The sequence below is a fragment of the Streptomyces sp. NPDC005438 genome, assembly GCF_040606315.1.
Lineage (GTDB): Bacteria > Actinomycetota > Actinomycetes > Streptomycetales > Streptomycetaceae > Streptomyces.
In genome coordinates, this window is record NZ_JBEXEP010000016.1 from 85,328 (window position 1) to 100,616 (window position 15,289).

Annotated in this window: 11 protein-coding genes and 1 riboswitch; of the genes, 8 read left to right on the top strand and 3 right to left on the bottom strand. The window is 71.9% G+C overall.

Annotated elements, in window-relative coordinates:
* Positions 1-10: 10 nt before the first annotated feature.
* Positions 11-2,458, bottom strand: a complete 2,448-nt coding sequence (locus ABZT14_RS24885; protein ID WP_356306507.1) for a DNA topoisomerase IV subunit A — start codon at positions 2,456-2,458, stop codon at positions 11-13.
* A gap of 251 nt (positions 2,459-2,709) precedes the next feature.
* On the opposite strand from ABZT14_RS24885, the gene ABZT14_RS24890 reads away from it, so the two are divergent.
* The 3 genes from ABZT14_RS24890 (at position 2,710) to ABZT14_RS24900 (ending at position 6,806) form a co-directional block, all read left to right on the top strand.
* Positions 2,710-4,041, top strand: a complete 1,332-nt coding sequence (locus ABZT14_RS24890) for a pitrilysin family protein (RefSeq protein ID WP_356306509.1) — start codon at positions 2,710-2,712, stop codon at positions 4,039-4,041.
* Complete coding sequence (locus ABZT14_RS24895) at positions 4,038-5,426, top strand: pitrilysin family protein (protein WP_356306511.1); 1,389 nt, start codon at positions 4,038-4,040, stop codon at positions 5,424-5,426. The genes ABZT14_RS24890 and ABZT14_RS24895 overlap by 4 nt, the downstream gene beginning before the upstream one ends.
* 239 nt (positions 5,427-5,665) lie before the next feature.
* Positions 5,666-5,858: riboswitch (cyclic di-AMP (ydaO/yuaA leader) on the top strand.
* Positions 5,859-5,930: 72 nt separating this feature from the next.
* Positions 5,931-6,806 (top strand): M23 family metallopeptidase, encoded by an 876-nt coding sequence (locus ABZT14_RS24900; RefSeq protein WP_356306514.1) that lies wholly within the window; start codon positions 5,931-5,933, stop codon positions 6,804-6,806.
* Positions 6,807-7,352: 546 nt separating this feature from the next.
* Here the strand turns inward: ABZT14_RS24900 and ABZT14_RS24905 are convergent.
* Positions 7,353-7,634, bottom strand: a complete 282-nt coding sequence (locus ABZT14_RS24905) for an HPr family phosphocarrier protein (protein ID WP_356306517.1) — start codon at positions 7,632-7,634, stop codon at positions 7,353-7,355.
* Positions 7,635-8,017: 383 nt separating this feature from the next.
* Here ABZT14_RS24905 and ABZT14_RS24910 point away from each other — a divergent pair, with 383 nt between their 5' ends.
* The 4 genes from ABZT14_RS24910 (at position 8,018) to ABZT14_RS24925 (ending at position 13,401) form a co-directional block, all read left to right on the top strand.
* Positions 8,018-10,738 carry a GNAT family N-acetyltransferase gene (locus ABZT14_RS24910; protein WP_356306520.1) on the top strand — a complete coding sequence of 907 codons (2,721 nt, stop codon included), beginning with the start codon at positions 8,018-8,020 and terminating at the stop codon, positions 10,736-10,738.
* A 28-nt stretch (positions 10,739-10,766) separates the two neighbouring features.
* A complete protein-coding gene (locus ABZT14_RS24915; protein WP_356306523.1) occupies positions 10,767-11,369 on the top strand; it encodes a DUF5998 family protein in 603 nt (200 codons plus the stop codon).
* The gene (locus ABZT14_RS24920) at positions 11,366-12,568 is read left to right on the top strand and encodes a nucleotide pyrophosphatase/phosphodiesterase family protein (protein WP_356306526.1); all 1,203 of its coding nucleotides are present in this window, start codon (positions 11,366-11,368) and stop codon (positions 12,566-12,568) included. The genes ABZT14_RS24915 and ABZT14_RS24920 overlap by 4 nt, the downstream gene beginning before the upstream one ends.
* A 182-nt stretch (positions 12,569-12,750) precedes the next feature.
* The gene (locus ABZT14_RS24925) at positions 12,751-13,401 is read left to right on the top strand and encodes a thymidine kinase (protein WP_356306529.1); all 651 of its coding nucleotides are present in this window, start codon (positions 12,751-12,753) and stop codon (positions 13,399-13,401) included.
* Positions 13,402-13,454: 53 nt separating this feature from the next.
* Here the strand turns inward: ABZT14_RS24925 and ABZT14_RS24930 are convergent, their stop codons facing one another.
* Positions 13,455-14,222, bottom strand: a complete 768-nt coding sequence (locus tag ABZT14_RS24930) for a VOC family protein (protein WP_356306532.1) — start codon at positions 14,220-14,222, stop codon at positions 13,455-13,457.
* Positions 14,223-14,443: 221 nt separating this feature from the next.
* Between ABZT14_RS24930 and ABZT14_RS24935 the strand changes: the two genes are divergently transcribed.
* Positions 14,444-15,214: a sulfurtransferase gene (locus tag ABZT14_RS24935; RefSeq protein WP_356306535.1), complete on the top strand. Its 771-nt coding sequence runs from the start codon at positions 14,444-14,446 to the stop codon at positions 15,212-15,214.
* Positions 15,215-15,289: the final 75 nt, after the last annotated feature.

Below are 15,289 nucleotides of genomic sequence, written 5' to 3' on the forward strand. Positions count from 1 at the left end.
TGGTCCGGCGTCACACCGGCCCGGCGACCACCGCTACCGGCTTGGCCAGCGGCGTACCGGAGCCGTCCCGGCGGGGGTCGATCTCGGGCAGCTCGACCGGTGTCCCCTTGGCGTTGGCCGCCCTGGCCGGCGTGGGACCCACCCAGGCCAGGGTCAGGCAGTCCTCGCCCTTCAGGAACCGCTGACAGCGCACCCCGCCGGTGGCCCGCCCCTTGCGGGGGTACTGGTCGAAGGGGGTCAGCTTGGCGGAGGCGAGCGAGTCGTCGAGCATGGTGTGCGAACCGGCCACGGTGAAGACCATCGCGTCCTCGGCCGGGTCGACCGCGTGGAAGGCCAGCACCCGGGCGCCCTCGCCCAGCTTGACGCCGGCCATCCCTCCGGCCCCCCTGCCCTGCGGGCGCACCTGGCTGGCCGGATAGCGCAGCAGCTGGGCCTCGTTGGTGATGAAGACCAAGTCCTCCTCGCCGGTCCGCAGCTCGACGGCACCGATCACCCGGTCCCCTTCCTTGAGGGAGATGACCTCCAGCTCGTCCTTGTTCGTCGGGTAGTCCGGGACCACGCGTTTCACCACGCCGCCCTCGGTGCCCAGCGCCAGACCGGGGGAGGACTCGTCGAGGGTGGTCAGGCAGACGAGGCGTTCCTCGGGCTCCAGGGACACGAACTCCGAGATCGGGGCGCCACCGGCGAGGTGGGGGGAGGTGGCCGACTCCGGCAGTTGCGGCAGGTCGATCACCGCCATCCGTAGCAGCCGTCCCTGGGAGGTGACCGCTCCGACCTCGCCCCGGGCGGTGGCCGGCACGGCGGAGATGATCACGTCGTGCTTGGCGCGCTTGGCGGTGCGGTCGAAGGGCGGGTCCGCGTCGAAGGTGCGGGCCAGCAGGCCGGTGGAGGACAGCAGCACTCGGCACGGGTCGTCGGCGACCTCCAGGGGCACCGAGGCCACCGGGGTCGCGTTCGCGTCCAGCAGCTCCGTACGCCGGGGGGTGGCGAACTTCTTGGCCACGGCGGCGAGTTCGGAGGAGACCAGCTTGCGCAGCTCGGCGTCGGACTCCAGGATGCGGGTGAGCTGGTCGATCTCCTCGTTGAGGGTGTCCCGCTCGGACTCCAGCTCCAGCCGGTCGAAGCGGGTCAGCCGGCGCAGCGGGGTGTCCAGGATGTACTGGGTCTGGATCTCGCTCAGTTCGAACCGCTCGATCAGGGACCGCTTGGCCGCCGCCGCGTTCTCGCTGGCGCGGATGATGCGGATGACCTCGTCGATGTCGAGCAGGGCGACCAGCAGCCCCTCCACCAGGTGGAGCCGGTCGCGCCGCTTGGTGCGACGGAACTCGCTGCGCCGGCGCACCACTTCGAAGCGGTGGTCGACGTAGACCTCCAGCAGCTCCTTCAGGCCCAGGGTCAGTGGCTGGCCGTCGACCAGGGCCACGTTGTTGATCCCGAAGGACTCCTCCATGGGGGTCAGCTTGTACAGCTGCTCCAGCACGGCCTCGGGGTGGAAGCCGTTCTTCAGCTCGATCACCAGCCGGAGCCCGTGCTCGCGGTCGGTGAGGTCCTTGACGTCGGCGATCCCCTGGAGCTTCTTGGCGTTCACCAGGTCCTTGATCTTGGAGATGACCTTCTCCGGGCCCACGGTGAAGGGGAGTTCGGTCACCACGATGCCCTTGCGGCGGGCCGTCACGGCCTCCACCGTCGCGGTGGCCCGGATCTTGAAGGTGCCCCGCCCCTTGGCGTAGGCGTCCTTGATGCCGGACAGCCCCACGATCCGACCCCCGGTGGGCAGGTCGGGACCGGGGACGTGGCGCATCAGCGTCTCCAGGTCGGCGCCCGGGTGCTTGATGAGGTGCCGTGCGGCGGCGATGACCTCGCCGAGGTTGTGCGGGGGCATGTTGGTGGCCATGCCGACCGCGATGCCCGAGGAGCCGTTCACCAGGAGGTTGGGGTACGCCGAGGGGAGGGCGACCGGTTCCTGTTCGCTGCCGTCGTAGTTCGGGGCGAAGTCGACGGTGTCCTCGTCGATGGACTCCGCCATGAGTCCGGCGGCGGGGGCGGAGCGGCACTCGGTGTACCGCATCGCCGCGGGCGGGTCGTCGTTGCCCAGGGAGCCGAAGTTGCCGTGTCCGTCGACCAGGGGCACCCGCATGGTGAACGACTGCGCCATACGCACCAGGGCGTCGTAGATCGCGCTGTCGCCGTGCGGGTGCAGCTTGCCCATCACCTCGCCCACGACGCGGGCGCACTTGACGTAGTTGCGGTCGGGGCGCAGACCCATCTCGTGCATCTGGTAGAGGATGCGGCGCTGCACGGGCTTCATGCCGTCGCGGGCGTCCGGCAGCGCGCGGGAGTAGATGACCGAGTAGGCGTACTCCAGGAAGGATCCCTGCATCTCGTCGACGACGTCGATGTCGAGGATGCGTTCCTCGAAGTCGTCCCCGGGTGGGGTCTTCGTACTACGGGGGGCCATCGCGGACGGGGCTCCTTCGTGCTGGGGTGGACACGTCCCCGCTCGCGGCGGGGCCGTACTGCTGGACTGCTGGGGCACCATTGTGGCCCGGGGCGCCGACAGCCGTGCCATCGACCTGTGTCGGGGCGTTCGAACCGGCCGACGCCACCCGATGGTGGCGTGTACGGTACGGGAACTTCCCACCCTGTCCCCGGGGTTGCCTAGAGTGAAGCAACCGATCCCACCGACCCGTACGAAGGGAATCCCTGCCCATGGGTGACACTGCCGCGCCCCCCAGCGAGGGGCTGACCGCGACCGAGCACCGACTGGCCAACGGCCTGCGGGTGGTGCTCTCTGAGGACCACCTCACCCCGGTCGCCGCGGTGTGCCTGTGGTACGACGTGGGCTCCCGCCACGAGGTGCGGGGCCGCACCGGCCTGGCCCACCTGTTCGAGCACCTGATGTTCCAGGGCTCCGCCCAGGTGCCGGGCAACGGCCACTTCGAGTGGGTGCAGGGTGCCGGCGGCTCGCTGAACGGCACCACCAGCTTCGAGCGCACCAACTACTTCGAGACCATGCCGACCCACGAGTTGGAGCTGGCCCTCTGGCTGGAGGCCGACCGCATGGGCTCGCTGCTGGACGCCCTGGACGAGGAGTCCATGGAGAACCAGCGTGACGTGGTGAAGAACGAGCGCCGTCAGCGGTACGACAACGTCCCCTACGGCACCGCCTTCGAGCGGCTGACCGCCATGGTGTTCCCCGAGGGCCACCCCTACCACCACACCCCCATCGGCTCGATGGCCGACCTGGACGCGGCGTCCCTGGAGGACGCCCGCCAGTTCTTCCGTACCTACTACGCCCCCAACAACGCGGTGCTCTCCGTGGTCGGCGACATCGACCCCGAGCAGACCCTGGCCTGGGTCGAGAAGTACTTCGGCTCCATCCCCGGGCACGACGGCAAGCAGGCCCCCAGGGACGGTTCGCTGCCGGAGCTGATCGGCGAGGAGAAGCGGCAGGTGCTGGAGGAGGACGTGCCAGCGCGCGCCCTGATGTCCTGCTACCGCCTCCCCCCTGACGGCACCCGTGAGTGTGACGCCGCCGACGTCGCCGTCACCGTCCTCGGCGGAGGCGAGTCCTCGCGGCTGCACAACCGCCTGGTGCGGCGCGACCGTACGGCGGTCACCGCCGGGATCGGCCTGCTGCGTCTGGCCGGCGCCCCCTCCATGGGCTGGCTGGACGTCAAGACCTCCGGCGACGCGGAGATCTCCCAGATCGAGGCCGCCGTGGACGAGGAGTTGGCCCGGTTCGCGGAGGAGGGGCCGACCCCGGAGGAGATGGAGCGCGCCCAGGCGCAACTGGAGCGGGAGTGGCTGGACCGGCTGGCCACCGTGGGTGGGCGCGCCGACGAACTCTGCCGTTACGCCGTCCTGTTCGGTGACCCGCAGCTGGCCCTCACCGCGGTGGACCGGGTGCTGGACGTGACCGCCGAGGAGGTCCGGGTGGCCGCCGCCAGGCTGCGCCCCGACAACCGCGCCGTGCTGGTGTACGAACCGGTGGAGCAGCCCGCCGAGACCGAGGACGACCAGGAAGGTGCCCAGCAGTGACCGAGGCGAAGTCCACCATGGAGTTCCACCCGCGTCCGGCGGGGGGAGAGCCGAGGCCCTGGGCCTTCCCGGCACCTGACCGCGGTCAACTCCCCAACGGCCTCACGGTGTTGACCTGCCATCGGCCCGGCCAGAAGGTCGTGGCGGTCGACGTCAACCTCGCCGTGCCGCTCCACGAGGAGCCGGAGGGGCTGGACGGTCTGTCGACCATCATGGCCCGGGCTTTGACGGAGGGCACCGACAAGTACGACGCCGAGGAGTTCGCCGCCGAACTGGAGCGTTGTGGCGCCACCCTGGACACCGACGCCGACCATCCGGGCGTCCGCGTGGCCCTGGAGGTTCCCGCCTCCCGGCTCTCCAAGGCGCTGGACCTGTTGGCCGACGCCCTGCGCGCGCCCGCCTTCCCGGAGGGGGAGGTGGAGCGGCTGGTGCGCAACCGACTGGACGAGATCCCCCACGAGTTGGCGAACCCCGCGCGTCGGGCGGCCAAGGAGCTGTTCCGGGAGCTGTTCCCGGTCGGTGACCGGATCTCCCGGCCGCGCCAGGGCACCGAGGAGACGGTCGAGCGGATCAACGCCACCGCGGTGCGCGCCTTCTACCAGGCCCATGTGCGGCCCTCCACGGCCACCGTGGTGGTGGTCGGCGACCTGACCGGAGTGGACCTCGACGCCGAACTGACCCGCACTCTGGGGCAGTGGACGGGCTCCGAGGCCAAGCCGGTGGAGCTGCCCGCGATCACGGCGGACGACCGGGGGCGGGTCGTGGTGGTGGACCGCCCGGGCGCGGTGCAGACCCAGCTGATGATCGGTCGGATCGGTGCCGACCGGCACGACCGGGTCTGGCCCGCCCAGGTGTTGGGCACCTACTGCCTGGGCGGCACCCTCACCTCCCGGCTGGACCGGGTGCTGCGTGAGGAGAAGGGCTACACCTACGGCGTGCGGGCCTTCGGCCAGGTGCTGTACTCCACGCCCGACCAGGGCGGCGCCGCCCTGATGGGCATCAGCGGCTCGGTGGCCACCGATGTGACCGGTCCCGCGCTGGCCGACCTCCGCCAGGTGCTCGTCACCCTGGCCGAGGAAGGGCTGACCGAGGAGGAGCGGGACACCGCCGTACGCAACCTCGTCGGTGTGGCTCCCCTGAGGTACGAGACGGCCAGTGCCGTCAGTTCCACCCTCGCGGACCAGGTGGAGCAGCACCTCCCCGACGACTTCCAGGCCCAGCTGTACGCCAGGCTCGCCGAGACCGGCACCGTGGAGGCCACCGCCGCGGTGGTCAACGCCTTCCCGGTGGACCGGTTGGTGACGGTTCTGGTGGGCGACGCGGAGCAGATCGTCGAGCCGGTGAAGTCCCTGGGCTGGGGCGAGGTGAAGGTGGTCAGCGGCTGATCCGGTCGAGGCTGACGAGACGTTTGCCGAGGTCAGCGGCGTGAGAGTGAGCTGACCCCGGAGAAGAACCCCTGGTGCGATCCAAGGCACCAGGGGTTCTTTATGTCTGCTTTGAAGGTCTTTGTCGGGCCTCCCGTGTGGCCTGCGTGACAAAAGCCCGGATCTGTTTGCCGATTCTCAGATGTCCCCTTTAGCGTCGTTCGCGTTGTCCGTCAGAAGTGACCGCAGGACGCGGCCGACGGCAGCGATCGCCGAGTCCCCGAGGTGTCGACCTGGGGAGCCGGGGACCCAACCGCCTGAGTCCCGCCGAGGGCCAGGGGGGCTGACTGAGGCCCCTGGGGTGAATCGGAACATCCTCCGTCGAGGTGCCCGTAGGAGACCTTCCTGCTCCGAACCCGACAGCTAACCCGGTAGGCGAGAAGGAGGGAAAGGAGCACGCCGCTCATGGCGTTCAGCCGTCTTGTTGAACAGTGCCGCCACAAGGTCACTACCCAACGTAAGCAGATGATGATTGTCGGTGGCAGCGCTCTCGCGGGGGTCGGGCTGGTGACCGGTATCGCCACCGCCTCGGTGAGCGACGAGGGGCAGTCCAGGTCGGCCACGGGTTCCGGCGCGGTCGACCGGCCCCTGTCCGGTTCGCTGGACGACCAGGCCGAGACCCAGCGTGAGGAGGCCGGGGGCAAGGGAGGCAGCGCGTCCGGCGAGGGGAAGGACACCGGCCGCAAGGACGGTGCCGAGGACTCGCACCAGAAGCGCGGCGACGCCGACGCCGGCGGGAAGAAGCCCGGGAAGCCCGAGGACTCCGGGAAGAAGCAGCAGGAGAAGAAGGCCGCCGAGAAGGCGCAGAAGGCCGAGGCGGAGAAGAAGGCCAAGGAGAAGGCCGACAAGGAGAAGGCCGACAAGGAGAAGGCGGACAAGGAGCGGAAGCAGAAGGCCGACCGTTCCCAGCGCTCCAAGCCGGCCCCCAAGCCCAAGGGCTGGGTCTCCCCGATCGACGGCGGCAAGGTGACCACCCCCTACAAGAGCGGTGGCGCCCTGTGGTCGTCCGGCAAGCACAGCGGGATCGACTTCGCGGCCGGCACCGGTACCAAGGTGCGGTCGGTGTCCGCCGGGACCGTGGTGGTGGCCGGCGACGGCGGCGCCTACGGCAACAACATCGTGGTCCGCCACAACGACGGGACCTTCACCCAGTACGGGCACCTGTCGAAGTTCAGTGTCTCGCTGGGCCAGTCCGTGAAGGCCGGACAGCAGATAGCCCTCTCCGGTTCCACCGGTAACTCCACCGGTCCGCACCTGCACTTCGAGGCCCGGACCACCCCCAACTACGGATCGGACATGGACCCGGTCAACTACCTGCGCCAGCACGAGGTGCACGTCTGAGCAGGGAGTACCGAACGGGCCGGCCCGCACTGCCGGACCGGGTCACCCACCCCACGGTGACCCGGCTCCGCGCAGTCAGCCGATGACCAACGAGGTCGGTCCGACCGCTCACCCCGAGGTCCCCGGAACCCGCTCGTTCCGGGGACCTCCCCTCGGTCGTACCGCGTGTTCGCGCTCGTGCGGGGCACCGAGCCGTCCCCGGACGGGCCCCCGCTCGTCAGGCCGGCCGGCTGCCGAAGGGGTACGGCCCTCCCGGCCGTATCCCTTCGGGGCGTTCCGTGCTGGTGCCCCGCCTCACCCCGGGGCCCCACCTCGGGGGCGCTGCCATGGAACGGGGCGCCACGCGAGTCCCGTAACACTCCGGGGCTCCACCAGGGGTGACCGGTGGGCTGACGCCTCGGCCCCGGGAACCCCGGCCGAGCCGAGGTTCACCACCGCGAGCCCGCCCGGGTCGGCCCGGGACGAGCCGGAACCGTACCGGGGTCGTCGCCGGTCAACGACCGGGCGGAGGCGGCGGGTTGGCGGACGCGGTGTCGGGGTGCCGGATCAGTCGGGCGCCGGCAGTTCGTCCAGCCCCCGCGAGACCAGCTGCGCCATCCGGTCCAGGGCCTGTTCGGCCCCCTCACCCTCGGCCGCCAGCACGATGGCCTGCCCGTGTTCGGCCCCCAGGGCCAGCACTCCCAGCATGGAGGCGGCGTTCACCGGGTCGCCGCCCTCCTTCCTGACGGTCACCGGAACTCCCACCCCGGCAGCCGCGCGGCAGAACACCGCCGCCGGGCGTGCGTGGAGTCCGTCCGGCCAACCGATGGTGACCTGGCGCTCTGCCATGGTGGTGCCCTTCCCTGTGGTGGCGTTGTCCGGGCCAGCTTGGCACGTCTCCCGAGGTGGGGACGTACCGCGTACCACCTGGCGGACACCCGGTCCCCAGCAGGGCGGACCGGCGCCCTCCGCAACCTCCCGGCGCGGAACGACCAGACCAGACCGGTCCGGGCTACCGCGAGGCCCCGGTCTCCCCGGGAGGGCCTCGCCCCCAGCCAGCCGTCCACCGGGGGAAGGGCGAACCGGCCCTCTCCGTACCGCCCCGGTGCCACCAGGCCGGTCCAGGCTCAGGGGCCCAGGGACGGCCGACCCCCTCGGCACGGGGCGGCGGGGTCTCCTCGTGAGGCGGGCGCGCACCCCTGTCACCGCCCGGCCCGCTCTACCCTGGGGCCATGGACACGCCCGTGGATCGCGCCTACCCCACCCACTGGGAAGCCGACGTGGTGCTGAGGGACGGTGGTACGGCCCGTATCCGCCCCATCACACCGGACGACGCCAAGCGACTGGTCGACTTCTACGAACAGGTCTCGGACGAGTCCAAGTACTTCCGCTTCTTCGCCCCCTACCCACGGTTGTCGGACCGCGACGTCCACCGCTTCACCCACCACGACTACGTGGACCGGGTCGGCCTGGCGGTGACCGTCGGAGGGGAGTTCATCGCCACGGTCCGCTACGACCGCATCGACGAGCGGGGCCTGCCCGCCTCCGCCCCGGCGGACATGGCCGAGGTGGCCTTCCTGGTGCAGGACGCCCACCAGGGCAGGGGAGTGGCGTCCACCCTGCTGGAACACATCGCGGCGGTGGCCAGGGAACGCGGTATCCGACGGTTCGTCGCCGAACTGCTGCCCGCCAACCGCAAGATGGCCAAGGTGTTCACCGACGCCGGCTACTCCCAGCAACGCAGCTTCGAGGACGGCTCCCTCCACCTCACCCTCGCCCTGGAACCCACCGAGAAGTCGCTGGCGGTCATGCACGGCCGTGAGCAGCGGGCCGAGGCCCGGTCGGTACACCGGCTGCTGGCACCCGGCTCGGTCGCCGTGGTGGGGGCCCGCCGTACGCCGGACGGTGCCGGCCGGACCGTACTGGAGAGCCTGCGCACCTCCCACTTCACCGGTCGGGTCTACGCGGTCAACCACCGGCTGCCCGAGGGCGAGGAACCGGCCCACCTGGGAGGGTTCCCCGCCTACCGCTCGGTGCGTGAGGTACCCGAACCGGTGGACCTGGTCGTCCTGGCCGTGCCCGCGGCCCGGGTGCCCGAACTGGTCGCCGAGTGCGGGGAGTGCGGGGTGTCCGGGCTGGTCATCCTGGCGGCCGACTTCGACCGGGACGAGCAGCGCCAACTGGTCCACCAGGCAAGGGCCCTGGGGATGCGCATCATCGGCCCCAACGCCTTCGGGCTGATCAACAACGCCGAGGACGTCCGCCTCAACGCCACCCTCTCCCCACGCGCCCCCGCACTGGGCCGGGTCGGCCTGTTCACCCAGTCGGGAGCGATCGGCATCGCGCTGCTGGAGGGGCTGCACCGGCGGGGTGCCGGGCTGTCCAGCTTCGTGTCCGCCGGCAACCGGGCCGACGTCTCCGGCAACGACGTGCTCCAGTACTGGGACGACGACCCCCACACCGACCTGGCCCTGATGTACCTCGAGTCCATCGGCAACCCCCGGAAGTTCACCCGCCTCACCAAGCGGACCGCCCGCCGCAAGCCGGTGGTCGTGGTGCGCGGCGCCCGACACAGCGGCAGCGCCCCGCCCCCCGGCCACGCCGCGCCACCCACCCGTACCCCGGACGCCACCGTCTCCTCGCTGCTGCGCCAGTCCGGGGTGATCCTGGTGGACACGGTGACCGAACTGGTCGACGTCGGGCTGCTGTTGGGCCACCAACCGGTACCGGAGGGACCCCGGGTGGGCATCGTCGGCAACAGCGAGTCGATGTGCCTGCTGACCTACGACGCCTGCCTGGCCCGCTCGCTGCGCCCCCGCCCCCCGGTGGACCTCACCCCCGCCGCCTCACCCGAGGACTTCCGCGCGGCCCTGTCCGAGGCGCTGGCCTCCGAGGAGGTGGACGCGGTGGTGGTGGCCGCCATCCCCTGGGTGGGCGACGTACCGGCCGCGCGGCTGGCCCGGGCACTGGGGGAGACCGCGCGGGAGTCGACCAAGCCGGTCGCGGTGACCCATCTGGCCATCGAGGGGTTGGAGGAGGAACTCGCCCACTGGGGCATCCCGGCCTATCCGGCTCCCGAACGGGTCGTCCACCCCCTGTCCGAGGCCGTGCGCTACGGGCAGTGGCTGCGGGAGGCCGAACACCCCGGCCGGGTACCGGAGTTCGAGGTCGACGAGCCGGGGGCCGCCGCCCTGCTGGACCGGGTCACCCCCCAGCCCCCTCAGGAGGCGGACGACCCGGTCGCGCGGGTCGGGGAGGCGGTACCGAGCCGGCCCCTGGACCCCTCCGACGCGGCGACCCTGCTCGGGGCCTACGGCATCCACCCGTTGTCGGCCCTGCCCGCCCTCGACGTGGAGGCGGCGGTACGGGCGGCCGACCAGCTCGGTTACCCGGTGGCGCTGAAGACCACCGCGCCCCACCTGAGGCACCGCGCCGACCTCGGCGGCGTACGGCTGGACATCCCCGACGCCACCGGGATGCGCCGCGCCTTCGAGGAGCTGACCGCCGCGTTCGGCGCACCGGAGGAACTGCGGCCGGTGGTCCAGGCCATGGCGCCCCGGGGAGTGGACACCCTGGTCCGGGCCTCGGTGGACCCCTCCATCGGCGCGGTGCTCTCCTTCGGACTGGCCGGCCCGCCCTCCCAGTTGCTGGGCGACGTCGCCCACCGGCTGATCCCGGCCACCGACCGTGAGGTCGCGGAACTGGTGCGGGACATCAGGTCGGCTCCGATCCTCTTCGGTTGGCGGGGCGCCCGCCCGGTGGACACCCCGGCCCTGGAGGACCTGCTGTGCCGGCTGTCCCTGCTGGTGGACCAGCACCCGCAGGTGGTGTCGGTGGAGCTGGAGCCGGTGGTGGTCGCCTCCCGGGGGCTGACGGTGCTGGGGGCCTCGGTGCGGGTCGCCCCTCCGCCGTCCAGACCCGACCTGGGAGCCCGTCGACTGCCCGACTACTGATCCTCTCCGGCCCCTTAGGATGGCTTCCATGGCGAAGACCGGCACGACGACCCAAGGGCTGCGCTCGGCGATCGAGCGCAGTGGCTACTACCCCGCCCTGGTGGCGGAGGCCGTGGAGACTGCGGTGGGTGGGGAGGCGGTGACCTCCTACCTGGTGCACCAGGAGACCACTTTCGACTCCAACGAGGTCCGTCGCCATGTGACGGTTCTGGCCCTGACCCCGACCCGGTTCGTGGTCAGCCACACCGACGAGCAGCCCGGGGACGGCAGCGGCGGCAACCACTCCTACGCCACCACCGCCACCGAGTCGGTGAAGCTGGAGCGGATCTCCTCGGTGGTGCTCTCCCGGGTGGTGGCCAACCCCGAGTCGTACACCCCGGGCACCCTGCCCCGTGAGGTGGTGCTGACCATCGGCTGGGGCGCCGTCAGCAGGCTGGACCTGGAGCCGGCCAACTGCGGGGACCCCAACTGCGAGGCGGACCACGGGTACACCGGTTCGGCCACCGCCGACGACCTGTCCCTGCGGGTCAGCGAGGCGGGCGACGGTGCCGACACCGTGCGCCAGGCCCTGGCGTTCGCCCAGGCGCTGTCCGAGGCCACCGCCGCGCTCGGCGTCGGGTCGCACCGTTGAGGGCGGAGGGCCACTCGTACGAGTCCGCCTCGGCGGAGCCCGTTCCCCTCGATCCGGCCACCCTGCCGGTGCCCAGGTACGGCGAGGCCGCGCTGGCCGACCTGTTGCCGGCGTTGGGGGCCCGGTTGGGGGTGCCGGGGCTCAGCACCGGCCTCGAACTGGCCCCCGCCGACCGGGTCTGCGTCTTCCTGGTGGACGGTCTGGGCTGGGAGGCGCTGCGGAACCACCCGGTGGAGGCGCCGTTCCTGCACTCCCTGTTGCCGTCCTCGCTGAACGGCGCGGGCGTTCCCCTCACCTCCGGTTTCCCCTCCACCACCGCCAGTTCGCTGGCCTCGGTGGGCACCGGACTGCCGCCGGGGCGGCACGGGTTGCCCGGGTACAGCGTCCGCAACCCCGACTCGGCGCAGCTGATGAACCAACTGCGCTGGCAGCCGTGGACCGACCCCCACCACTGGCAGCCCCACCCCACCGTCTTCCAGCTCGCCCACCAGGCGGGCATCTCCACTTCCCAGGTCACCGCACCGCACTTCGAGCACACCCCGCTGACCCAGGTGGCGCTGTCCGGGGGCACCTTCCTCGGGGTGCTCTCGGCGGAGGACCGGATGGACACCGCGGCGGCCCAACTGGCCGCCGCCGACCGGGCGTTGGTGTACACCTACTACGCCGAGCTGGACTCCAACGGCCACCGGTACGGCATGGACTCCGACGCCTGGCGCGGACAGCTCACCTACGTGGACCGGCTGGCCCAGCGGCTGGCGGAGCAACTGCCCCCGCGCTCCGTCCTCTACGTCACGGCGGACCACGGGATGGTGGACATCCCCCTGGACCCGGCCGCCCGGTACGACGTGGACGAGGACTGGGAACTGCGCGCGGGCGTCGCCCTGTTGGGCGGCGAGGGGCGGATGCGCCACCTGTACGCGGTTCCCGGGGCCGCCGGTGACGTGCTCACCGTCTGGCGGGAGGTGCTGGCGGACCAGGCCTGGGTGGCCAGCCGGGAGGAGGCCGTGGCCCTCGGCTGGTTCGGCCCCCGCGTCGAGGACCGGGTGCGCGAGAGGCTGGGTGACGTGGTGGTGGCGGCGCGGGAGGACATCGCGATCGTGGCGACCCGTACCGAGCCCAAGGAGTCCGCCCTGATCGGTATGCACGGTTCGGCTACCCCCGAGGAGCAGTTGGTGCCGCTCCTCGACGTACGAACCTGACCGCCGAGCCCCGAAAGGCCTTCCGTACCCGTGCCCGAACTCGCTCTCCCCGGCCGCCTCGTGGGCCGGGGGAACGGTTCACCGTGTCCACCCTCTCCCGAGCCGGACGCCGGACAGGGGCCCGGCCTCCGTGGCAGGCTGTTCCCGGAACCCCGACCGCCCCGAAAGGTCACTTTCCACTGATGTCCGAACTGGTGTTTTTCTCTGGAACCATGGATTGCGGGAAGAGTACGTTGGCGCTCCAGATCGGGCACAACCGTTCGGCCCGGGGGCTTCAGGGGGTCATCTTCACCCGGGACGACCGGGCCGGCGAGGGGAAGCTGTCCTCGCGGCTGGGCCTGGTGACCGAGGCCGTCGAGGCCACCGAGGGCATGGACCTGTACCGGTACTTGGTCGACCAGCTCTCCCGGGGCGCCAAGATCGACTACGTGATCGTGGACGAGGCGCAGTTCCTGGCCCCCGGGCAGATCGACCAACTGGCCCGCATCGTCGACGATCTGGGGCTCGACGTCTTCGCCTTCGGGATCACCACCGACTTCCGCACCAAGCTGTTCCCCGGTTCGCAGCGCCTGATCGAGCTGGCCGACCGGATCGAGGCCCTCCAGGTGGAGGCCCTGTGCTGGTGCGGGGCCCGCGCCACCCACAACGCCCGCACCGTGGGCGGACAGATGGTGGTCGAGGGCGCCCAGGTGGTCGTGGGCGACGTCAACCGCCCGGCCGAGGAGGTGGGGTACGAGGTCCTGTGCCGCCGCCACCACCTGCGCCGGATGACCAGCGCCTCCGCCCGGGCCGGTGCGCTGTCCCCCGACGTGCTGCCGGCCCCCTCGACCTGACGCGGGCCCCGCCCACCGTGTGGGAAACGGGCGAGCCCCGCGATACGGGTGCCCTACACCCGAGGAAGGCCCACGCTGAACGGTGACCCCTCGGGGTCGGCCAGGACGGCCTTCCTGTCCGGGCCCGTCTCCCGGGGTGGGCGGAGCACGCTGCCGCCCAGGTCCGAGGCCAGCCGTACCGTCTCGTCCACGTCCTCCACCGAGAAGCGCACCGTCCAGTGGGCGCCCCGTTCACCGGGCAGGTGGGGGCCGAGCCCCCGCACTCCGGCCACGGCCTCGCCCCCCGCCCGGAGGGTGAGCCGCTCGGGGTCGTCCGGGTCCGTCTCCTGCTCGTAGCCGAAGACCTCCTGGTAGAAGTGCTTCACCGTCCGGGTCTCCCAGGTGACCAGTTCCAGCCAGACCAGGTCACGCCGGACCTCACCCTCCGGCGCGGAGTGCTCCGTCGCCTGCCAGACCCCGAAGGGCGCGCCGGAGGGGTCCGAGGCGATCACCACCCGTCCCTGCCCGCGAACGGTGACCGGTCCGATGGCCACGGTGCCCCCGCACTGCTGGATCAGCCCGGCCGTGGCGTGCGCGTCCGGGACCCCCAGGTACGGCATCCAGCCGGGGTGCCTGCCCCTGTCCCGTACCCCGAGGCCCACCACCTCGCGGTCCCCGAGGAACCCCCGGACCTGGCAGCCGAGTTGGGCCGAACCGGGGCGGAAGTCCCAGCCGAACAGCTTGCCGTAGTAGGCCTGGATCAGGGGGAGGTCGTGTGCCATCAGGCTGACCCAGCGGGGGGTACCGGGATGGTGGCCGTACTCGTGGGCTGCCTTGGCCATCGGAACTCTCCTCCACACCTGCCGGGGAGCACTCAACGTGCTCGGCACGTCATCGTGCGTGCTCGTCCACGATATTCCCTTCGCGTCCTCGCCGAGCCCTGTCTCGCCGAAGAATCTCCCGTGGAACGGCGTGACTCCGCGAAGGACGCCTGGCACCTCCGGTCCCGCCGTCACGGGGCACCCCGGTCCACTGGCGCGGCCCGGTACGCCAGGATGTCCGTATGGCTGTCATCATCTCCGCATCCCAACTTCTCGGCGACCTGGACGACCCCGAGGCCCGGCCGGTGCTGCTGGACGTGCAGTACCAGATGGGCGGCCCACCCGGCCGCGAACTGTACGAGCGGGGCCACCTGCCCGGGGCGGCCTTCGTGGACCTGGAGACCGCGCTCGCCGGCCCGCCCGGGACGGGCGGGCGCCACCCCCTGCCCGACCCCGAGGTCCTCGGCGCCGCCCTGCGTACGGCCGGGGTGCGCTCGGACCGCCCGGTGGTCGTCTACGACGGGGGCCTGGGCTGGTCCGCCGCCCGGGCCTGGTGGCTGCTGCGATGGGCGGGGCACCCCCGGGTCCGGGTGCTCGACGGCGGGCTGGCCGCCTGGCCCGGCGAACCGGTCACCGAGGAACCCACCCCCGAGCCGGGCGACTTCGTCCCCCGCCCCGGCGGGATGCCCACGCTGGACGCCGACGAGGCCGGCGCCCTGGCACGGCGCGGAGTCCTGCTGGACGCCCGGGCGCCCGAGCGCTACCGGGGCGAGGTGGAACCGGTCGACCCGGTGGCCGGCCACATCCCCGGCGCCCTGTCCGCCCCCACCTCCGAGAACCTGGACGTCGACGGCCGGTTCCGGCCGGTCGGTGAACTCTCCCGCCGCTTCACCGAGTTGGGTGCCCAGCCCGGAGCGGAGGTGGGCGTCTACTGCGGTTCGGGGGTCTCGGCCGCCCAGCAGGTGCTGGCCCTGGAGCTGGCCGGCGTCCCGGCGCGGTCCACCGACTCGTAGGTCTGCCCCAGCGGGTTGTAGATCTTGGCCGAGGGGAAGAAGGAGTCCATTCCGAACGTGCGGTACTCGTCCGGG